Annotated in this window: 13 protein-coding genes and 1 pseudogene; 4 read left to right on the top strand and 10 right to left on the bottom strand. The window is 63.4% G+C overall.

Annotated features, from left to right (window positions below; all coding sequences use genetic code 11):
* Window positions 1-69 precede the first annotated feature (69 nt).
* The 3 genes from ygfZ to ACFSQT_RS33325 all read left to right on the top strand — a co-directional run bounded on the left by ygfZ (window position 70) and on the right by ACFSQT_RS33325 (window position 3,766).
* Complete coding sequence (ygfZ, locus tag ACFSQT_RS33335; protein WP_379026060.1) at window positions 70-930, top strand: CAF17-like 4Fe-4S cluster assembly/insertion protein YgfZ; 861 nt, start codon at window positions 70-72, stop codon at window positions 928-930.
* Window positions 930-1,562: an HD domain-containing protein gene (locus ACFSQT_RS33330; RefSeq protein ID WP_379026058.1), complete on the top strand. Its 633-nt coding sequence runs from the start codon at window positions 930-932 to the stop codon at window positions 1,560-1,562. Before ygfZ ends, ACFSQT_RS33330 begins: the two co-directional genes overlap by 1 nt.
* Window positions 1,563-1,627: 65 nt before the next feature.
* Window positions 1,628-3,766: a putative bifunctional diguanylate cyclase/phosphodiesterase gene (locus ACFSQT_RS33325; RefSeq protein ID WP_379026056.1), complete on the top strand. Its 2,139-nt coding sequence runs from the start codon at window positions 1,628-1,630 to the stop codon at window positions 3,764-3,766.
* A gap of 99 nt (window positions 3,767-3,865) precedes the next feature.
* Here ACFSQT_RS33325 and ACFSQT_RS33320 read toward each other — a convergent pair.
* Window positions 3,866-4,015, bottom strand: a pseudogene (locus tag ACFSQT_RS33320) (LysR family transcriptional regulator); the annotation flags it as partial.
* 99 nt (window positions 4,016-4,114) lie between these two features.
* The gene (locus tag ACFSQT_RS33315) at window positions 4,115-5,005 is read right to left on the bottom strand and encodes a fatty acid desaturase family protein (RefSeq protein ID WP_379026054.1); all 891 of its coding nucleotides are present in this window, start codon (window positions 5,003-5,005) and stop codon (window positions 4,115-4,117) included.
* Between the two features lie 113 nt (window positions 5,006-5,118).
* Here ACFSQT_RS33315 and ACFSQT_RS33310 point away from each other — a divergent pair, with 113 nt between their 5' ends.
* A complete protein-coding gene (locus ACFSQT_RS33310) occupies window positions 5,119-6,051 on the top strand; it encodes a LysR substrate-binding domain-containing protein (protein ID WP_379026052.1) in 933 nt (310 codons plus the stop codon).
* Window positions 6,052-6,061: 10 nt separating this feature from the next.
* Here the strand turns inward: ACFSQT_RS33310 and ACFSQT_RS33305 are convergent, their stop codons facing one another.
* From ACFSQT_RS33305 to ACFSQT_RS33270, 8 genes are all read right to left on the bottom strand, one after another.
* The gene (locus ACFSQT_RS33305; protein WP_379026050.1) at window positions 6,062-6,334 is read right to left on the bottom strand and encodes a DUF3303 domain-containing protein; all 273 of its coding nucleotides are present in this window, start codon (window positions 6,332-6,334) and stop codon (window positions 6,062-6,064) included.
* Between the two features lie 16 nt (window positions 6,335-6,350).
* Window positions 6,351-7,814, bottom strand: coding sequence for a RimK family protein (locus ACFSQT_RS33300; protein ID WP_379026048.1), 1,464 nt, complete (start codon window positions 7,812-7,814; stop codon window positions 6,351-6,353).
* The gene (locus tag ACFSQT_RS33295) at window positions 7,811-8,917 is read right to left on the bottom strand and encodes a peptidase C39 family protein (protein ID WP_379026046.1); all 1,107 of its coding nucleotides are present in this window, start codon (window positions 8,915-8,917) and stop codon (window positions 7,811-7,813) included. Before ACFSQT_RS33295 ends, ACFSQT_RS33300 begins: the two co-directional genes overlap by 4 nt.
* A 207-nt stretch (window positions 8,918-9,124) precedes the next feature.
* A complete protein-coding gene (locus ACFSQT_RS33290) occupies window positions 9,125-9,916 on the bottom strand; it encodes an anti-sigma factor family protein (RefSeq protein ID WP_379026044.1) in 792 nt (263 codons plus the stop codon).
* The gene (locus ACFSQT_RS33285) at window positions 9,913-10,431 is read right to left on the bottom strand and encodes a sigma-70 family RNA polymerase sigma factor (RefSeq protein ID WP_379026042.1); all 519 of its coding nucleotides are present in this window, start codon (window positions 10,429-10,431) and stop codon (window positions 9,913-9,915) included. Before ACFSQT_RS33285 ends, ACFSQT_RS33290 begins: the two co-directional genes overlap by 4 nt.
* 157 nt (window positions 10,432-10,588) lie before the next feature.
* Window positions 10,589-11,005: a type II toxin-antitoxin system VapC family toxin gene (locus ACFSQT_RS33280; protein ID WP_379026040.1), complete on the bottom strand. Its 417-nt coding sequence runs from the start codon at window positions 11,003-11,005 to the stop codon at window positions 10,589-10,591.
* Entirely contained in the window at window positions 11,005-11,247 is a 243-nt protein-coding gene (locus ACFSQT_RS33275) for a type II toxin-antitoxin system VapB family antitoxin (RefSeq protein ID WP_379026038.1), read from the bottom strand. Before ACFSQT_RS33275 ends, ACFSQT_RS33280 begins: the two co-directional genes overlap by 1 nt.
* 63 nt (window positions 11,248-11,310) lie before the next feature.
* Complete coding sequence (locus ACFSQT_RS33270; RefSeq protein WP_379026036.1) at window positions 11,311-14,055, bottom strand: DUF2339 domain-containing protein; 2,745 nt, start codon at window positions 14,053-14,055, stop codon at window positions 11,311-11,313.
* Window positions 14,056-14,061: the final 6 nt, after the last annotated feature.

Below are 14,061 nucleotides of genomic sequence, written 5' to 3'. Positions count from 1 at the left end.
TTGCGGGGGGAGTGCCAGCGGCTTACGTAAAGGCCGACCGTTTTGCAAGATCAGGCTGCTTTTCCGCCCATGCCCTTTGCCCAGCTTAAAGACCGCGCACTCATCTCCGTCTCGGGTCCTGATGCCGAGCATTTTTTGCAGAACATCCTGACCACCGACCTGGACGTATTGACACCCGGCCAGGCAAAGCCCGGTGCACTGCTTTCGCCGCAAGGCAAGATCCTGTTCGATTTCCTGATCTCGCGCGCCGGCGAGAATGCATTCCGGCTCGAATGCCGTGCCGACATTTCAGACGATTTCGTCCGCCGGCTGACGCTGTATAAACTGCGCGCGAAGGTCGAGATTGCCAAGGCCGATCAGGCGCTTGTCACCGTCGCGTGGGGAAATGAGTCAACCACCTCACAATCTGATTCAACGGCAGTCGCCGACACGCGCTTTCCGAACGCCGCTGTCACGCGTTCCTATGGCGAAACAGATGGGCGGAGCGACCTTGCGGCATGGCAGGCCTTCCGCATCGCCAGCGGCATTGCCGAAAGTGGGGCCGACTACCAACTTGGCGATGCCTTTCCGCACGACGTGCTGCTGGACGAAACCGGCGGCGTCGGCTTCAAGAAGGGCTGCTATGTCGGCCAGGAGGTTGTTTCGCGCATGCAGCACCGCGGCACGGCCAGGCGGCGCGTGCTGATCATCCAGGCTGGACTTCCCCTGCCCGCCGCTGGCACGGAACTCACCGTCGATGCGCGGCCGGTCGGGACGCTTGGTTCGAATGCCGGCACGGCTGGGCTCGCCATTGCCCGCATCGACAGGGTCAAGGCGGCGCTCGACGCCGGTCAGCCGATCATGGCGGGAGACGTTCCGGTTGCCGTGACCATTCCCGGCTGGGCGAAGTTCAGCTTCCCGCAGGAAGCCGTCAGCGCGGAGGAGGCCTGATGGCGGCCGATCGCGTCGGCGCGCCGGCACGCGCCTGGCAGCGCATGCTGTCCGGCCGCCGGCTCGACCTGCTCGACCCCTCGCCGCTCGACATCGAGATATCGGACATTGCGCATGGGCTCGCCCGCGTCGCCCGCTGGAACGGCCAGACCCGCGGCGAGCACGCCTTTTCGGTTGCCCAGCACTCGCTGCTGGTCGAGGCGCTGTACGGCGACCTGGTGCCCGAGGCTTCGGCCGACGCCCGGCTGGCGGCCCTGCTGCACGACGCCCCCGAATATGTCATCGGCGACATGATCTCGCCGTTCAAATCGGTGATGGGCGGCAGCTATAAGGACTGTGAATTGCGGTTGCAGCGCGCCATCCACCTTCGCTTCTCCCTGGCGGAACCAGCCGCGGCGCTGCGCAAGGAGATCAAGCGCGCCGACCAGATCGCCGCCTATTTCGAAGCAACGCTGCTTGCCGGTTTTTCGACCGCCGAGGCGACCGAATACTTCGGCCGGCCGCGCGGCTTCAATGCCGATCGTTTCGATTTCACGCCACGCTCGGTGACCTGGGCGCAGAATGCGTTCCTGAAGCGTTTTTCGGCGCTCGATAATGCGCGGCGCCAGGTAACCGCACCCGCCATCGGCTGAAAAACGCTAAATTAACCGGCGGCGACCACACTAGACCGTTCGATCACGATCCGCAGGCGCGCCTCATGCCCGTCGCTGATGCCAAGGATGGTTCGCCCGTCCCGGAACCGGGGACCGAAGGCATGGATCGGTCGCGCCACATGGAAGACGAACTGCGCGAACAGAACGAACGCTTTTCGGCCGCGGTCGAGAACATGTCGTATGGTTTGTGCATGTTCGACGCCGACGAGCGCATGATCATCTGCAACGGCAATTACATCAACATCTTCTGCCTCGACCCCAGGGTGATGCGGCCCGGCATCCGGTTTCTCGACATCCTGCGCCACAGCGTCGACATCGGTATCGCCTCGCAAAGCGCCGACGAACTCTATGCCATCCGCAAGCCCTATATCGACCAGGCGAAACCCTCGACCTACGAGGAGACGCTGTCGGATGGCCGCATCATCAACATCTCGCATCGCCCGCTGGCTTCGGGCGGCTGGGTCTCGATTTACGAGGACATCACCGAACAGCGGCGCGCCCAACAGGATCTCAAGGAGCAGCACCGGCGCTTCGACGCAGCGCTTGCCAACATGTCGCAAGGCCTGCTGATGTATGACGCCGATAGCAAGATGATCGTGCGCAACCGGCGTTTTCTGGAGCTCTACAACGTCACGGCGGCGGACTTCCCGATTGGAACGACGCACCGCGACGCGCTCGAACGATTGCTGGAACTCGGCATCTATACGAAGATCGACGTCGACAGCGAAGTCGCCAAAACCCAAGCCTGCCTGGCGGCGGCCAAAACGCATTCGGCCTATCGGTATCTTACCGACGGCAGGACGGTTCTAGTCACACGCCGGCCGATGAGCGGCGGCGGCTGGGTGGTGACCTTCGACGACGTCACCGAACGTCGCCGCACCGAAGAGCGCATGACCCATCTTGCGCATCACGACACGCTGACGGGACTGCCCAATCGCTCGATGTTTCGCGAACGGCTCGACTATGCGTTGGAGGACGCTGCCGCACCGCTGGCAATCTTCTCTCTCGATCTCGACCGCTTCAAGGCCGTCAACGACACTTGGGGACATCCGGCCGGCGACTGGCTGTTGAAGAGCGTGGCCGAGAGGCTGCAGCGTTGCCTGCGCAATGAAACAGACGTCGTCGCGCGTTTTGGCGGTGACGAATTCGTCATCATCCAGTTCCCTTCCAGAGGCCTGGCCGAAGTGGAAAAAATGGCGAAGCGCATCGTCGAGGTGATCGCAAAACCGTTTCGCGACAAGAACCGGGACATGCATGTCGGCATCAGCCTGGGCATCGCCGTTTTCCCCGACGATGGCAGGGATGCAGACACGCTGCTGAAGAACGCCGATACGGCGCTCTACCGAGCGAAGAGCGAGGGGCGCAACCTGTACCGCTTCTTCGAGCCCGGAATGGACGCCACGGTGCAAACGCGCCGGGCGCTTGAGGCCGACCTCGAGACAGCGCTGCCTCGCCAGGAATTTGATCTCGATTTCCAGCCCATCATGAACATAGAATCCGGCGAGATCGTCGGCGCGGAGGCCTTGATGCGCTGGCATTCGCCGACACGCGGCACGGTGGCGCCGGACAACTTCATTCCGGTCGCCGAAGAAACGGGGCTGATCGTGCGGCTTGGCGAATGGGCATTGAGGAAAGCCTGCGCGGCGGCGGCTGGCTGGCCTTCCGCCCTGCGCATCGCGGTCAATGTCTCGGCCGTCCAGCTCAAAAGCAGCGGCTTTGCCCGCAACGTCATCTCGGCGCTGGCCTTCTCCGGGGTGCCGGCCAGCCGGCTGGAACTCGAAATCACCGAAACCGTGCTGATGGACGAAAGCGAGACCGTGCTGAAGACGCTGCGTCAATTGCGCGAACTGGGCATCCGCATTGCGCTGGACGATTTCGGCACCGGCTATTCCTCGCTCGGCTATCTCAGGCGCTTTCCCGTCGACAAGATCAAGATCGACCGTTCGTTCATCCGCGACATCGGCAATCGCGATACGGCGGCGATCGTTCGCACCATCATCGGGCTGGGCAGCGAGCTCGGCATCACGGTCACCGCCGAGGGCGTCGAAACCGAGATGCAGCTCGACATTCTGCGCAAGGATGGCTGTGTCGAAGCCCAGGGGTATTTGATCGGCGTGCCTTCAAAGGCGACAGACATAGTTCGGCTGCTGAAAACGACCGTCGCCGTCGGGCAATCCGGCTAGGATGACATCATGCTCTATCTCTTTGAGTTAGAGGCGGATTCAGATTTCAGGTCGATTCGACCTGAAATCATCCGGCTCTAGGCCCAGCGGGTGCTGCGGCTATTTTGGAACCGGCCAGCTTGGCTGTGAGAGGCGTGCTGCCATGAAACCGGCAACGGCTTCGACCTTGGCGGGGCGCGAGCGTGCTGACAGCGTGACGAAATACAGCGCGCCCCTCGGCAAAGTCCAGTCGGTCAGGATCGCTTCCAGGCAGCACTGTTGGAATCAGCGCGTCAGCATTGCCCAAGTCTAGCCACCATACCGGTCGCGTCTTTAAGTGGGGCGCGACCGGTATGCGACGGCGCAGCATCAGCGCAGCGTCTCGATGTATTTTTCGTGGAAGCTGACATAGCCCGGTTCGACCACCTTCAGATGGCGTTCGATCAGCGCATGAAACTCCGGCAGTTGATGAAACGGCACGCCGGGATAGGCATGATGCTCGGCATGGAACGGCATGTTCCACGCCAGCTTGCGGACCAGCCAGTTGGTCAGCGTGGTCCTCGTGTTCTCCAGCATGTTGGCGACGAACGGACAGCGGCCGTGCTCGGCCAGGAGATAGAGGCGCAGAAACGGCTGCCCGAGCAAGGCCGGCACGATCCAGACATAGAGAAGCACCGTGAGCCGGAAATAGACTGCCAGCAGCATGATCACGGCATAGAAGGCAAGCATGGCGCGCGCCTCGATGCGCACCTTGGCGTGGCCTTTTGGCGGAATATAGCTTTCCCGGCCGCGATCCATCGCATTGCCATAGAGCGTCTTGAGGTGCCCCCACCACAACGGGATGCCGGAGACATGGACCAGGTATTGCCGCCATGTCTCCGGCTTGGGGAAAGCCAGTTCCGGATCATTGTCCGGATCCTGGGTGTATCGGTGGTGGGCGAAATGGAAGTAGCGGAACCAGTCCGCCGGCAGCGCGATCGCCAGGCTACAGACCCGCGCCACGGCATCGTTCAGCCATTGCGTTTCGAAGGCCGTGCGATGAACCGTCTCGTGCAGCAGCGTGAACAGGAAGACGATCAGGATGCCTTGCGGCAGCATCAGCAGCGGCCAGAACGGCGCCTTGGCGGCGATCAGCGATCCGATGACCACGATCGCGCCCCAATGGGCGGCAAGTTGAACGAGACCTGAGACATCCGACTTGGCGGTCAAGCGGTTGCGCTCTTCCTGCGTCAAGGATGCAATTATGTCGCGATGGTCCACAGGCGTCATCCAAGCTGGAAAATGTCGAAAGCCTATCGTAATCAACAAAAAAGCTTTCTGAAAACGAGGAATTCTGCGATTTAGATAAGCTAAGCTTATCTATTGGGGCCGTCATGATCGCATTTCCATCCCTGCGGGGGCTCCAGGCTTTCGAGGCAGCAGCGCGCTCCGGCAGCTTCGCTGCCGCCGCCGAGGAGCTGTCCATCTCGGCCGCGGCCGTCAGCCAGTTGGTCCGGACCGTTGAGGACCAGATGGGTCGCAAGCTGTTCAACCGCGTCAACCGCCGCGTCGTCCTCACCGATGCCGGCAGGGAAATCTTGCCTCGGCTGACAACGGCATTTGGCGAGATTGGCAGCGTGTCACGCGAACTGAGCGGCGCGGAGTTCCGCTCCCGGCTGGTGGTGTCGGTGCCGCCATCGATGGCGATGGGCTGGCTTTCGTCGCGCCTGGCGGGTTTTGTCGCGGCCCACGGCGCTGTCGACATATCGCTCAGAGGCGAAGACGATCCGGTGTCGTTCGATCGCGACCTGACCGACATCCGCCTTTCCTACGGGCGTTCTCATTATCGCGACCAGGCAACGGAAGACATTGTCAGGGATGCCGTCTACCCGGTTTGCGCGCCGGATCTCGTCGCGACGATCAAACCTCGGGATGCTGCCGCCCTCGCCGGCCTGCCGCTGATCCACACCGACTGGGGACCGACGGGCGCGTCGTTCCCGTCATGGCGCAACTGGTTCGAAGCGATGGGCATTGAGCCCGGCCGGGCAGCCCAGCGCGGCCTGTCGGCCAATTCGTCGCGGGCGGCGCTCGATCTTGCCATTTCCGGCCTCGGCGTGGCGCTGGCGCAGGGGATCTATTGCGCCGAAGCCCTGGAAGACGGCCGGCTTGTCAGGCCCCTCGCCCAGGCGTTGGGACTGCGCCAGCCCTACTGCCTGACAATCCCGGAACGTAGCGCAAGGCGCGACGTGGTGGCGGCATTCCGCCAATGGCTCATCAAGCAATGCGTGCGCGCGGTCAAATCGCCGGCGCTGATCGAGAGCCGTTGACGGCCGCCGCTCAGAGGTGCCCGCTCAACGCCCCGACCATGTCCTTGTTCGTCGCCACGGGAACGATCTCGAACTCCACCAGATCCGCCCATTCGATGACCCAGCGCTGCAGCAGCGTGACGTCATCGGCCTCCACCAGCAGGAAGCAGCGGCTCATATCCGCCGCGATCCAGCTGTGGTGCACGAGAAGCTCGTCCGGCTTCAGGCGACCACGGTCGCGGAAGCGGCGGTAGATCTCCTTGCGATCGCAGCCGGTAAAATCCTCGATCACGATGAACAGCATCTTTTTCCCTCGGTGATTACCGCCCGGGCCGGTCCAACCGCTCCAGGAACCACTGCGTCAGCCGCACCCAGACCTCGTCCTTTTCGCCAGAGTCCTCCCAGCCGTGGTCGAGGTTGGGGTTGTCGTTGACCTCGATGACAAAGACGCCGTCCTTGGTTTCCTTGAGATCGACACCGTAGAGCCCGTCGCCGATGCAACGCGCCGCCTTCACCGCCGTCTCGACGACATGGGCCGGGGTTTCCTTCAGCGTGAAGGTCTTGATGCCGCCCTGGTCGGGCTTGCCGTTGGCCTTGTGGTTGACGATCTGCCAGTGCTTCTTGGCCATCAGATAGTGGACGGCGAACAGTGGCTGGCCGCCGAGCACCCCGACGCGCCAGTCATATTCGGTCGGAATGAATTTCTGCGCGATCAGAAGGTCGGAATCCTCCAGCCATTCCGTGGCAAGCGTCTTCAACTCCTCGAAGTTGGCGCATTTCTTGACGCCGCGCGAGAACGACGAATCCGGAATCTTCAATACCAGCGGAAAGCCTAATGTCTGCGCCGCCAGTTCGAGGTCCGAAGTGCCGGCGATCATCACCGTCGGCGGCACCGGCACCTTGTTGTAGGCCATCAGCTCGTTGAGGTAGACCTTGTTGGTGCAGCGGATCATCGACAGCGGATCGTCGATCACCGGCATGCCTTCCTGCTGGGCACGGCGGGCGAAACGATAGGTGTGGTTGGAGATCGAGGTGGTCTCGCGGATGAACAGCGCGTCGTAGTTGGCGAGCTTGGCCAGGTCCCGCTTGGTGATGGGCTCGATTTCGACGCCCATCTTTTCGGCGATCTTGGCCCAGTAGCGCAGCGACGATATTTCCGACGGCGGCAATTCCTCATGCGGATCGACCAGCGTGGCGAAGGTATAGCGCGCCGGGGTGCGGCCCTTGGTGTCGCGCCACTCACGGTTGGTGTAGGTCTCCAGGCACTGGATGAAGCTTTTTTCTTCGTCCTCGGTCATCCGCGCCAGCGGATGGAAGCCGATCTTGCGGATCGAGGCCCATTCGGCGCTGTCCTTGATGTGGACTTCGAGCGCCGGCGCTCGGAACCAGTCGAACAACAACTTGGCGAAACGGTCCCAGATTTTCGACGGACCGATGCCGAAGAAGATACAGACCTTGGTCGGAAAGGCGCCGCCGAGATCCTTGCGGCATTTGTTTAGCGCCAGCTCCAGTTCCGGCAATGCATGCTCGTAGAGCTTGCGTTCCGACAAGTCGATCATCGTCTCGACGGTCGGGATGACCTTGTGGCCGCGCGAACCCGCCAGCAGCGAGGCATAATAGCCGCGGCTCTGGTAGCCGTAATTGTTCGACAGGTTGATGACCTTCGGCCGTTGGCCGCGAAACAGCGACGGATGCGCAAGATAATCACGGTTGGTGATGATCTTGTGCGGTGTCGCCACCTGGTCGAGATCGCTCTGCCGGCCGGTAAGGATGACCCAGGTCATTGTCTGTCGCGCTTCCCCAGAGTGATGGCGGCACGCAGTCCGTCGCGGCCGAACTGCGCCATGTTCATGAAGATGCCGTAAGGCACGGGAATGTTGGCGGCATCAAGGATGGTTTCCTGCCTTTCGTCCTCGACCCAGGGATCGTGGATCAGGATGTGGTCGCCGTCATCGCCGATGGCCAGCACCCAGTGCGGAACCTTCTTGCCGAACATAAGGAAACCGCTGACCAGCACCAGCACCAGTTTTCCCTCCGCGATCGCGGCGCGAATGTCGTCAATGGTGAACGAACGGTAATTCACCGGGATGCCGTAAAGTTCCGCGCGGCGGCGAAAGTCGACCTGGGCCAGTTCCATCACCCGGCGCTTGTCCTCGCTGCGCACCGACTGCAGGAACAGCGCGCCGTAGAAGGAAACATAGACCTCCGCCGCAAGCCCGCTTTCATAGCCCGAGACGGCGAGGCCGAACGGCTCGCAGCCACCGGGTCCCGACATCATGAAGACGGTCGTCGCTTCGCGCCACAGTCGGATTTCCATGACCGGATCCGGCACGAAGCCGCGATCGAAATTGGCCATGGCCATCATCAGGCAGCATGGGCCGCAGGTGAATTCGCAGGTCTGCTGGTAGAACGGCACCTTGGTGGCGAGCGGGACGTCGCCGCGCAACGTCTTTTCATAACGAAGCGCTGTCTCACCATCCTCATAGTAGCCGGATTCGCGGCCGATCTTGCGATAGCCGGCCTGCTCGTAGATGCGGATCGCTCGGCTGTTGTCCTCGCGCACCTCGAGACGCAGCATCATGCGGCCATGCTCGAAGGCGGCGTCTTCCGCGGACCCAAGCAGCTGACGGCCGACACCCAGCCCACCGAAGAAGGGGCCGGTAGCGATCGAGTAGAGGCGTGCCACGCCGCTACCCTTGCGAAACAGCACGATCGCATAGCCGGCCATGCGGCCATCGATTTCGGCGACCAGCGTCTCGGCGGTTTCACGCTCGATGAACAGGCGGAAGGAGCGGCGCGAAATTCGGTCGCTTTGGAATACAGCTTTCTCGATGGCGGCGAGATCATCGACGTCAGACGCGCGGGCCGTGCGGATCTCGGCAGGCATGCGGCTTGAGAAAACCCCGATTGATGGTGGGAAATGCCCTACTCGAAGACGCTCAGGACATCAGCTGAAATTGCGTTAGCCATAAAGCGCTATCGCACCTCGAATAGGGCCGAATTGTGACAGATTCGGCAGCGGCCCGGCGATGCAAAAACGCTTTGAACAGGATCCCTATTTGTGGAAAGGCGCCGCCTCCAAAAGCGGCGCCTTTCAACTGGCCAGGCCGGCTAGAAGCTGGCCATAGGCGCTCTTTGCCACGGCGGCCAATTGTTCGCGCGGCAGTGTGCCGACGACGGCGCAGCCATAGCCCTTGTCCAGCCAGTAGACGGCCTGGGGACCGTCTTGCGCCGAAGCATAAGTACCCTTGGCATTCTCCGCCGATTCCGCCGTGACGAAGAGGGATATGCGCTCGCCCTTGTCGTCCTCGTAGAGCAGCATGGCGGCCTTGCTTTCTCCGGCCGGCAGCAGCCGGCCGCCGATCAGTTGGAAACCGTTCGCGGTCAGGTCCGGCGCCACCAGCTTCAGCCCTACCCGGTTGGAGAGCCAGGTCTGCAGATGATCCTTGTCGCTCGCCGGCACTTCGACCGCGTGCCGCTTTTCGGTGGCGAAGACGACGTGGGCCGCAATTGCCTGTTCGGCCAGCCGATCCTCCGCCGGGCTCTCCTGCCCGATGCCGTCGGCGCCGGCAAAATAGCCGCCAACTCCACCGGCGACCACAAGCACGGCTGCCGCTGCGGCAAGCCACCAGCGCGAGCGTGACGCCGCGGCCTTGACCGGCGTCTCCCCGAACACGACCTTGCGCAACCGCACTGGGACGGTTTCGTCGAGCACGCCGGCGAAGGCGGCACGCAATGCCGTCCGATCGGCGGTAAAGCGGGCGCTCCTGGCCTTCATCTCGGGATTGGCGTCGAGCCAGGCATCGTAGGCGGCGCGCTCGTCGCCGGGCAGCTCGCCATCGAGCGCCATGTGGATGTCACGTTCGGAAAAATCGCGGCGGATCATTTCTCGACGATCCTTATTGCGCGGCGGCGCGCGGTGTCGTCCAGCAACCCGCGCAATTCCTCACGCCCGCGCGCGATACGCGACATCAATGTGCCCGCTGGGACGCCCAGAATGTTGGCGGCTTCGGCATAGGAAAAACCTTCGATGGCGACCATGACGAGAGCGGCGCGGCGGTCGGGGCTGATCGCCTGCAATGCGTCGATGATCTCGCGCGAAGCGATGCTTTCCACCTGCTCGGCCGGCTGGGCCATCGCCTCGCCCGCTTCCAGAGGTAGCATCGCCGCTTCGCCGCGACGGTTCACCTTGCGCATCTGGTCGATGAACAAATGATGCATGATCGTAAACAGCCACCTCCGGGGGCTTTCTCCCGTCTGCCAGTTGTCGAGCCGCACAAGCGCCCGTTCGAGGCAATCCTGAACGAGATCGTCGGCAGCATCGCGGTCGCGCAAAAGCGAGCGCGCGTAGCGGCGCAGACGCGGTATTTCGCCAAGGATTGCTGCCTTCTTTTCGTCCATGACCGCTGGTTCTGAGGTCGCCCTTGTTGATCCCAATTGAACGCGCCTTCCCGGCGCGGCGCAAGCGGCCAGCGCGAAGCGGTCCGCCGCCCCGGTCACCCAAGCAATAGGATAACGCTGGCAGGAGCCGATTTATTCCCGGCTATCGAACGCCAACTTACGCCAGATCCGTCCGAAGAAAGTCATTGCCCATGTAGAGCAACGGTACATCGAGCGCCTTGGCACAGGCATACGCGAAACAGTCGCCTAGATTGAGATCTGCTGGATGACCGACTGCTTTGCCGTAGCGGATGCTGGCGTCAATGGCGCGCCCGCCGATGTCCTCATCGATGGACACGTTGCGAGCGTCGACCTCAACAATGAATGCATCGACCAGATCGCGCGCCGCAGCGAGCATTTCGGGGGTCGGCTTTCTCCCGGCATCGGCATTCACCCGTCCAAGGGCAAGCGTTGCTTCAAGCCGGACAAGCGCTGAAACATGCAGACCGCCGGCGCCGTCGATCTGTTTGAGCAATTCCTCCCAACCCTGTTCCTTGGCGAGAATCGCAACGATCACCGACGCATCGACGAACATCAATCTTCCCACATCTCGTCCATGAACGCCTTCATGTCGAAGTTGGGATCGGGCGGCCCCAACGCTGCTGCCTGGGCCTGAAGAACGGCAATCCTCTCGCGCAGTGGCTTACGTGCGCGGTTACGCTCGAGCTCATGCAAAAGCGCGGTCCGCACAGCTTCCGTCTTGCTCGGGGCGTTGGTCTCGCGCTGCAGTTTCGTCGCCAGCGCGTCCACCGCGTCGTCGCGGATGTAGAGCGGCATCTTGGAATATCTCCCGTTGAATATTCATATATTCCATTTTGAATATTCAGACAATCCCAACCCTCAGGTCTCCTTTGCCGCCCGCGTCAAAAGCCGCTGGTAGAACAGGCCGATGCCGATCAGCACCGCGCCGAGGCCGATGAAGGACAAGGCCCTCAGCACGCCTTCCAGTTCCGACATGTCGAAGATGAAGACCTTCAGCACGGCGGTCGCGATCAGCGCGGCCGAGGCGATGCGCAGCACCTGCGATTTCAGCCAGACGCCGGCGGTGAGCAGGACCACACCGATGACCAGCCAGAGCGCTGAGTAGGTGTAGGTTTCCAGCTGGCCGAGACCGCTCCACAGGCCTATGAACTCGCCTTTGAACAGACGCCTCACCGAGAGCGTGGCATAGGCGAAGGCAAGCACGGCCGCCATCAGCGCCAGCATCTGCGCATACCATTTCGGCCGCTTGTCCCTGGCATAGAGCGCCAGTCCGCCGGCAGCGATGGCCGGCAGGAGATAGGCCAGGAACAGCAGGTTGAAGACCGGGATCTGGCCGGTCGATTCGTCCGTGAACAGCGGGTTCAGCACCACGAAATGCCGGATGACGACGAAGGCCACCGAAACCACGCCCGCCGCCATCGAGCCATAGCGCAGCACCGAACTCGGCGAGCGCATGTCGATGGCGACCAGGATGGCGCCGGCGCCGATGGCGATCAGCGTATAGATCGCTTGTTCGGCGAGCGTCGCGGCTCCCGTGTCGATGACCCCGCCATGCATGGCATGACGCACCAGTATGGCAACGGTCAGCAGCGCAAACAGCGCCGCCGCCGCTTCCATGGCGAGGCGCGGCCGGCCGTTGGTGGTGCGGGCGAGCTGCCAGGCGGCGAAACCGAAGGCCAGCGCCGGCACGCCGTAGCCCGGCAGCAGCCAGTTGAACACCGGTGTCGTCGACAGGAACTCGGCGCCGACGATGGTCGGATCGAAGGCGACGCGGCCAAGCACGGCGATCACCGCGCCAACCGAAATCCAGCCAAGCACGGGATAAGAGCGCCAGCGCGTCGCCAGCGCCGGCACGATGGCCGCCGCACCGAGCAGGATGGTGGTCCAGCCGGAATCGAAAGCCATATGCAGCATCAGGAGGCCGGCGATGGCCGCGCCGCCCAGGGCAAACGACACCGCCACGCCGCCCTTGAGCGGCGGGTCCTCGCTGCGTGCGATCCATTCGCTGCCGGCAGCGAAAACCACGACCAGCAGAGCCGCGACGGCGGCGTAGACAAGGTCACGATCGAGATCGCCGAAGGTGAACCAGAGCGCCAGCAGGATGACCAGCGGCACGATGACGCCCCACGCCGCCCATGAGGCGGCGCGGATCTGTGTCGTAGCGGCGAACCCGCGGGCCGCCCAGAAGCCGGCGCCGATGAAGACCAGGCCAAGCGCGATGCCGATGCGCAATGTCAGCGCGTTCGAGGTGGCCACGGGCAAGCCATCGACGCCCAAGGCGCCGCCCGAAAAATCGGAGGCGATCGAGGTCGGCGGGATGATGCCGAGATAGATCATCACCGTCGCCACTCCTGCGCCATAGAGCAGCGGCAGCGCCGGCGGGCGGTAGAGCGCGACGGCCACCATTGCGGCGATCAGCACTGCGCCCGGCAAGGCATCGCCGGCGGCGGCGAAGACCGGGTCGACTGACAGGCCCAGCGCCGAGAATGCGACGAACAGTCCAGGTACGATCGACGGCCAGTCGAAAGCCTCAGCTGGTCCGGCCTCATTGCCACGGCGGCTGAGCCAGACAAACGCAAGCACGGCCAGCGTGACGGCGTCGATGAACAGGATGGTGGAGAGGTTCGCGCCCGGCGCATCGGTCATGTAGAGGATGGTCCAGACACCGGTGCCGAAAAAGGCCGCCGCCATCAGCAATTTCCAGTCGCGCATGCGGGCGATGGCGGCGGTGGCCGCGAGCACGATCGAGAGATAGCCGAACAGCGCCCAGGGATTGGGCGCCTGCGAGGCGATCAGCACCGGCGTCACCATGGCGCCGATGAGGCCGATGCCGGCCAGCGCCTGGCCATGGACCAGGGCTGCCGCGATCGTCGCCACGCCGATGGCGCCGAGTAGCGTGAAGGCGAGCGCCGGGCCGATGAAGCCGTAAATGCCATGCGCGGCATAGACGGTGCCGAACAGGATGAAGGCACCGGCCGCTGTCAGGATCGCCGGAATGTAGGCGCCGGCGGCACCTTGCACCGGCACCTTGAAGCCGGTGCGGCGGATGAACTCGCCGCCGGCGACCAGCACCAGGCCGAGAACCGCGGCCATGGTCAGCCGCACGCCGGGGCCGAAAATGCCGGCCTCGATGGTGTAGCGGATCAGGAACAGGCCGCCCAGCGCCAGCGCGATGCCACCGACCCAGACCGCCCAGCGGGTGCCGAGCGCGGTTTCGACATCGGACTGACGGGCGGCCTTCGCCGCCGCGGCCGGCTCGGCAGGTTCTGCTGCCTTCGGCGCCGCCTCGCCTGCGGCCCACGGCCCGGACACGACCTCGCTGCTTGGAGCTTCCGTTTCCATGACCGGCGCTTGCGCGGTGACGGCCTCGCCTACTGCTGGCGAGGCGATATCGGCCGCCGCAACGGCTGGAGGCACGTCGGCGGGCGCGTTGTCGGCCGTTGCCTGTTCGGACGGCTTGGCCGCAGGCAATACGACGCCGGAAAGGACAAGGCTGCGCAGCGCGCCAAGCTCGCGCTCGACCAGGCCAATGCGGCTCTGCTGGCGCGAAATGATGACGAACAAGGCTATGATGGCGACAAGGCCGATCAGGCTTTCAAACATGGCGGT

It is taken from the genome of Mesorhizobium calcicola (genome assembly GCF_042682105.1).
GTDB classification, from domain to species: Bacteria; Pseudomonadota; Alphaproteobacteria; order Rhizobiales; family Rhizobiaceae; genus Mesorhizobium; species Mesorhizobium calcicola.
The sequence above is the reverse complement of the archived record's forward strand: the minus strand, read 5'-3'. Positions and strand labels throughout refer to the sequence as shown.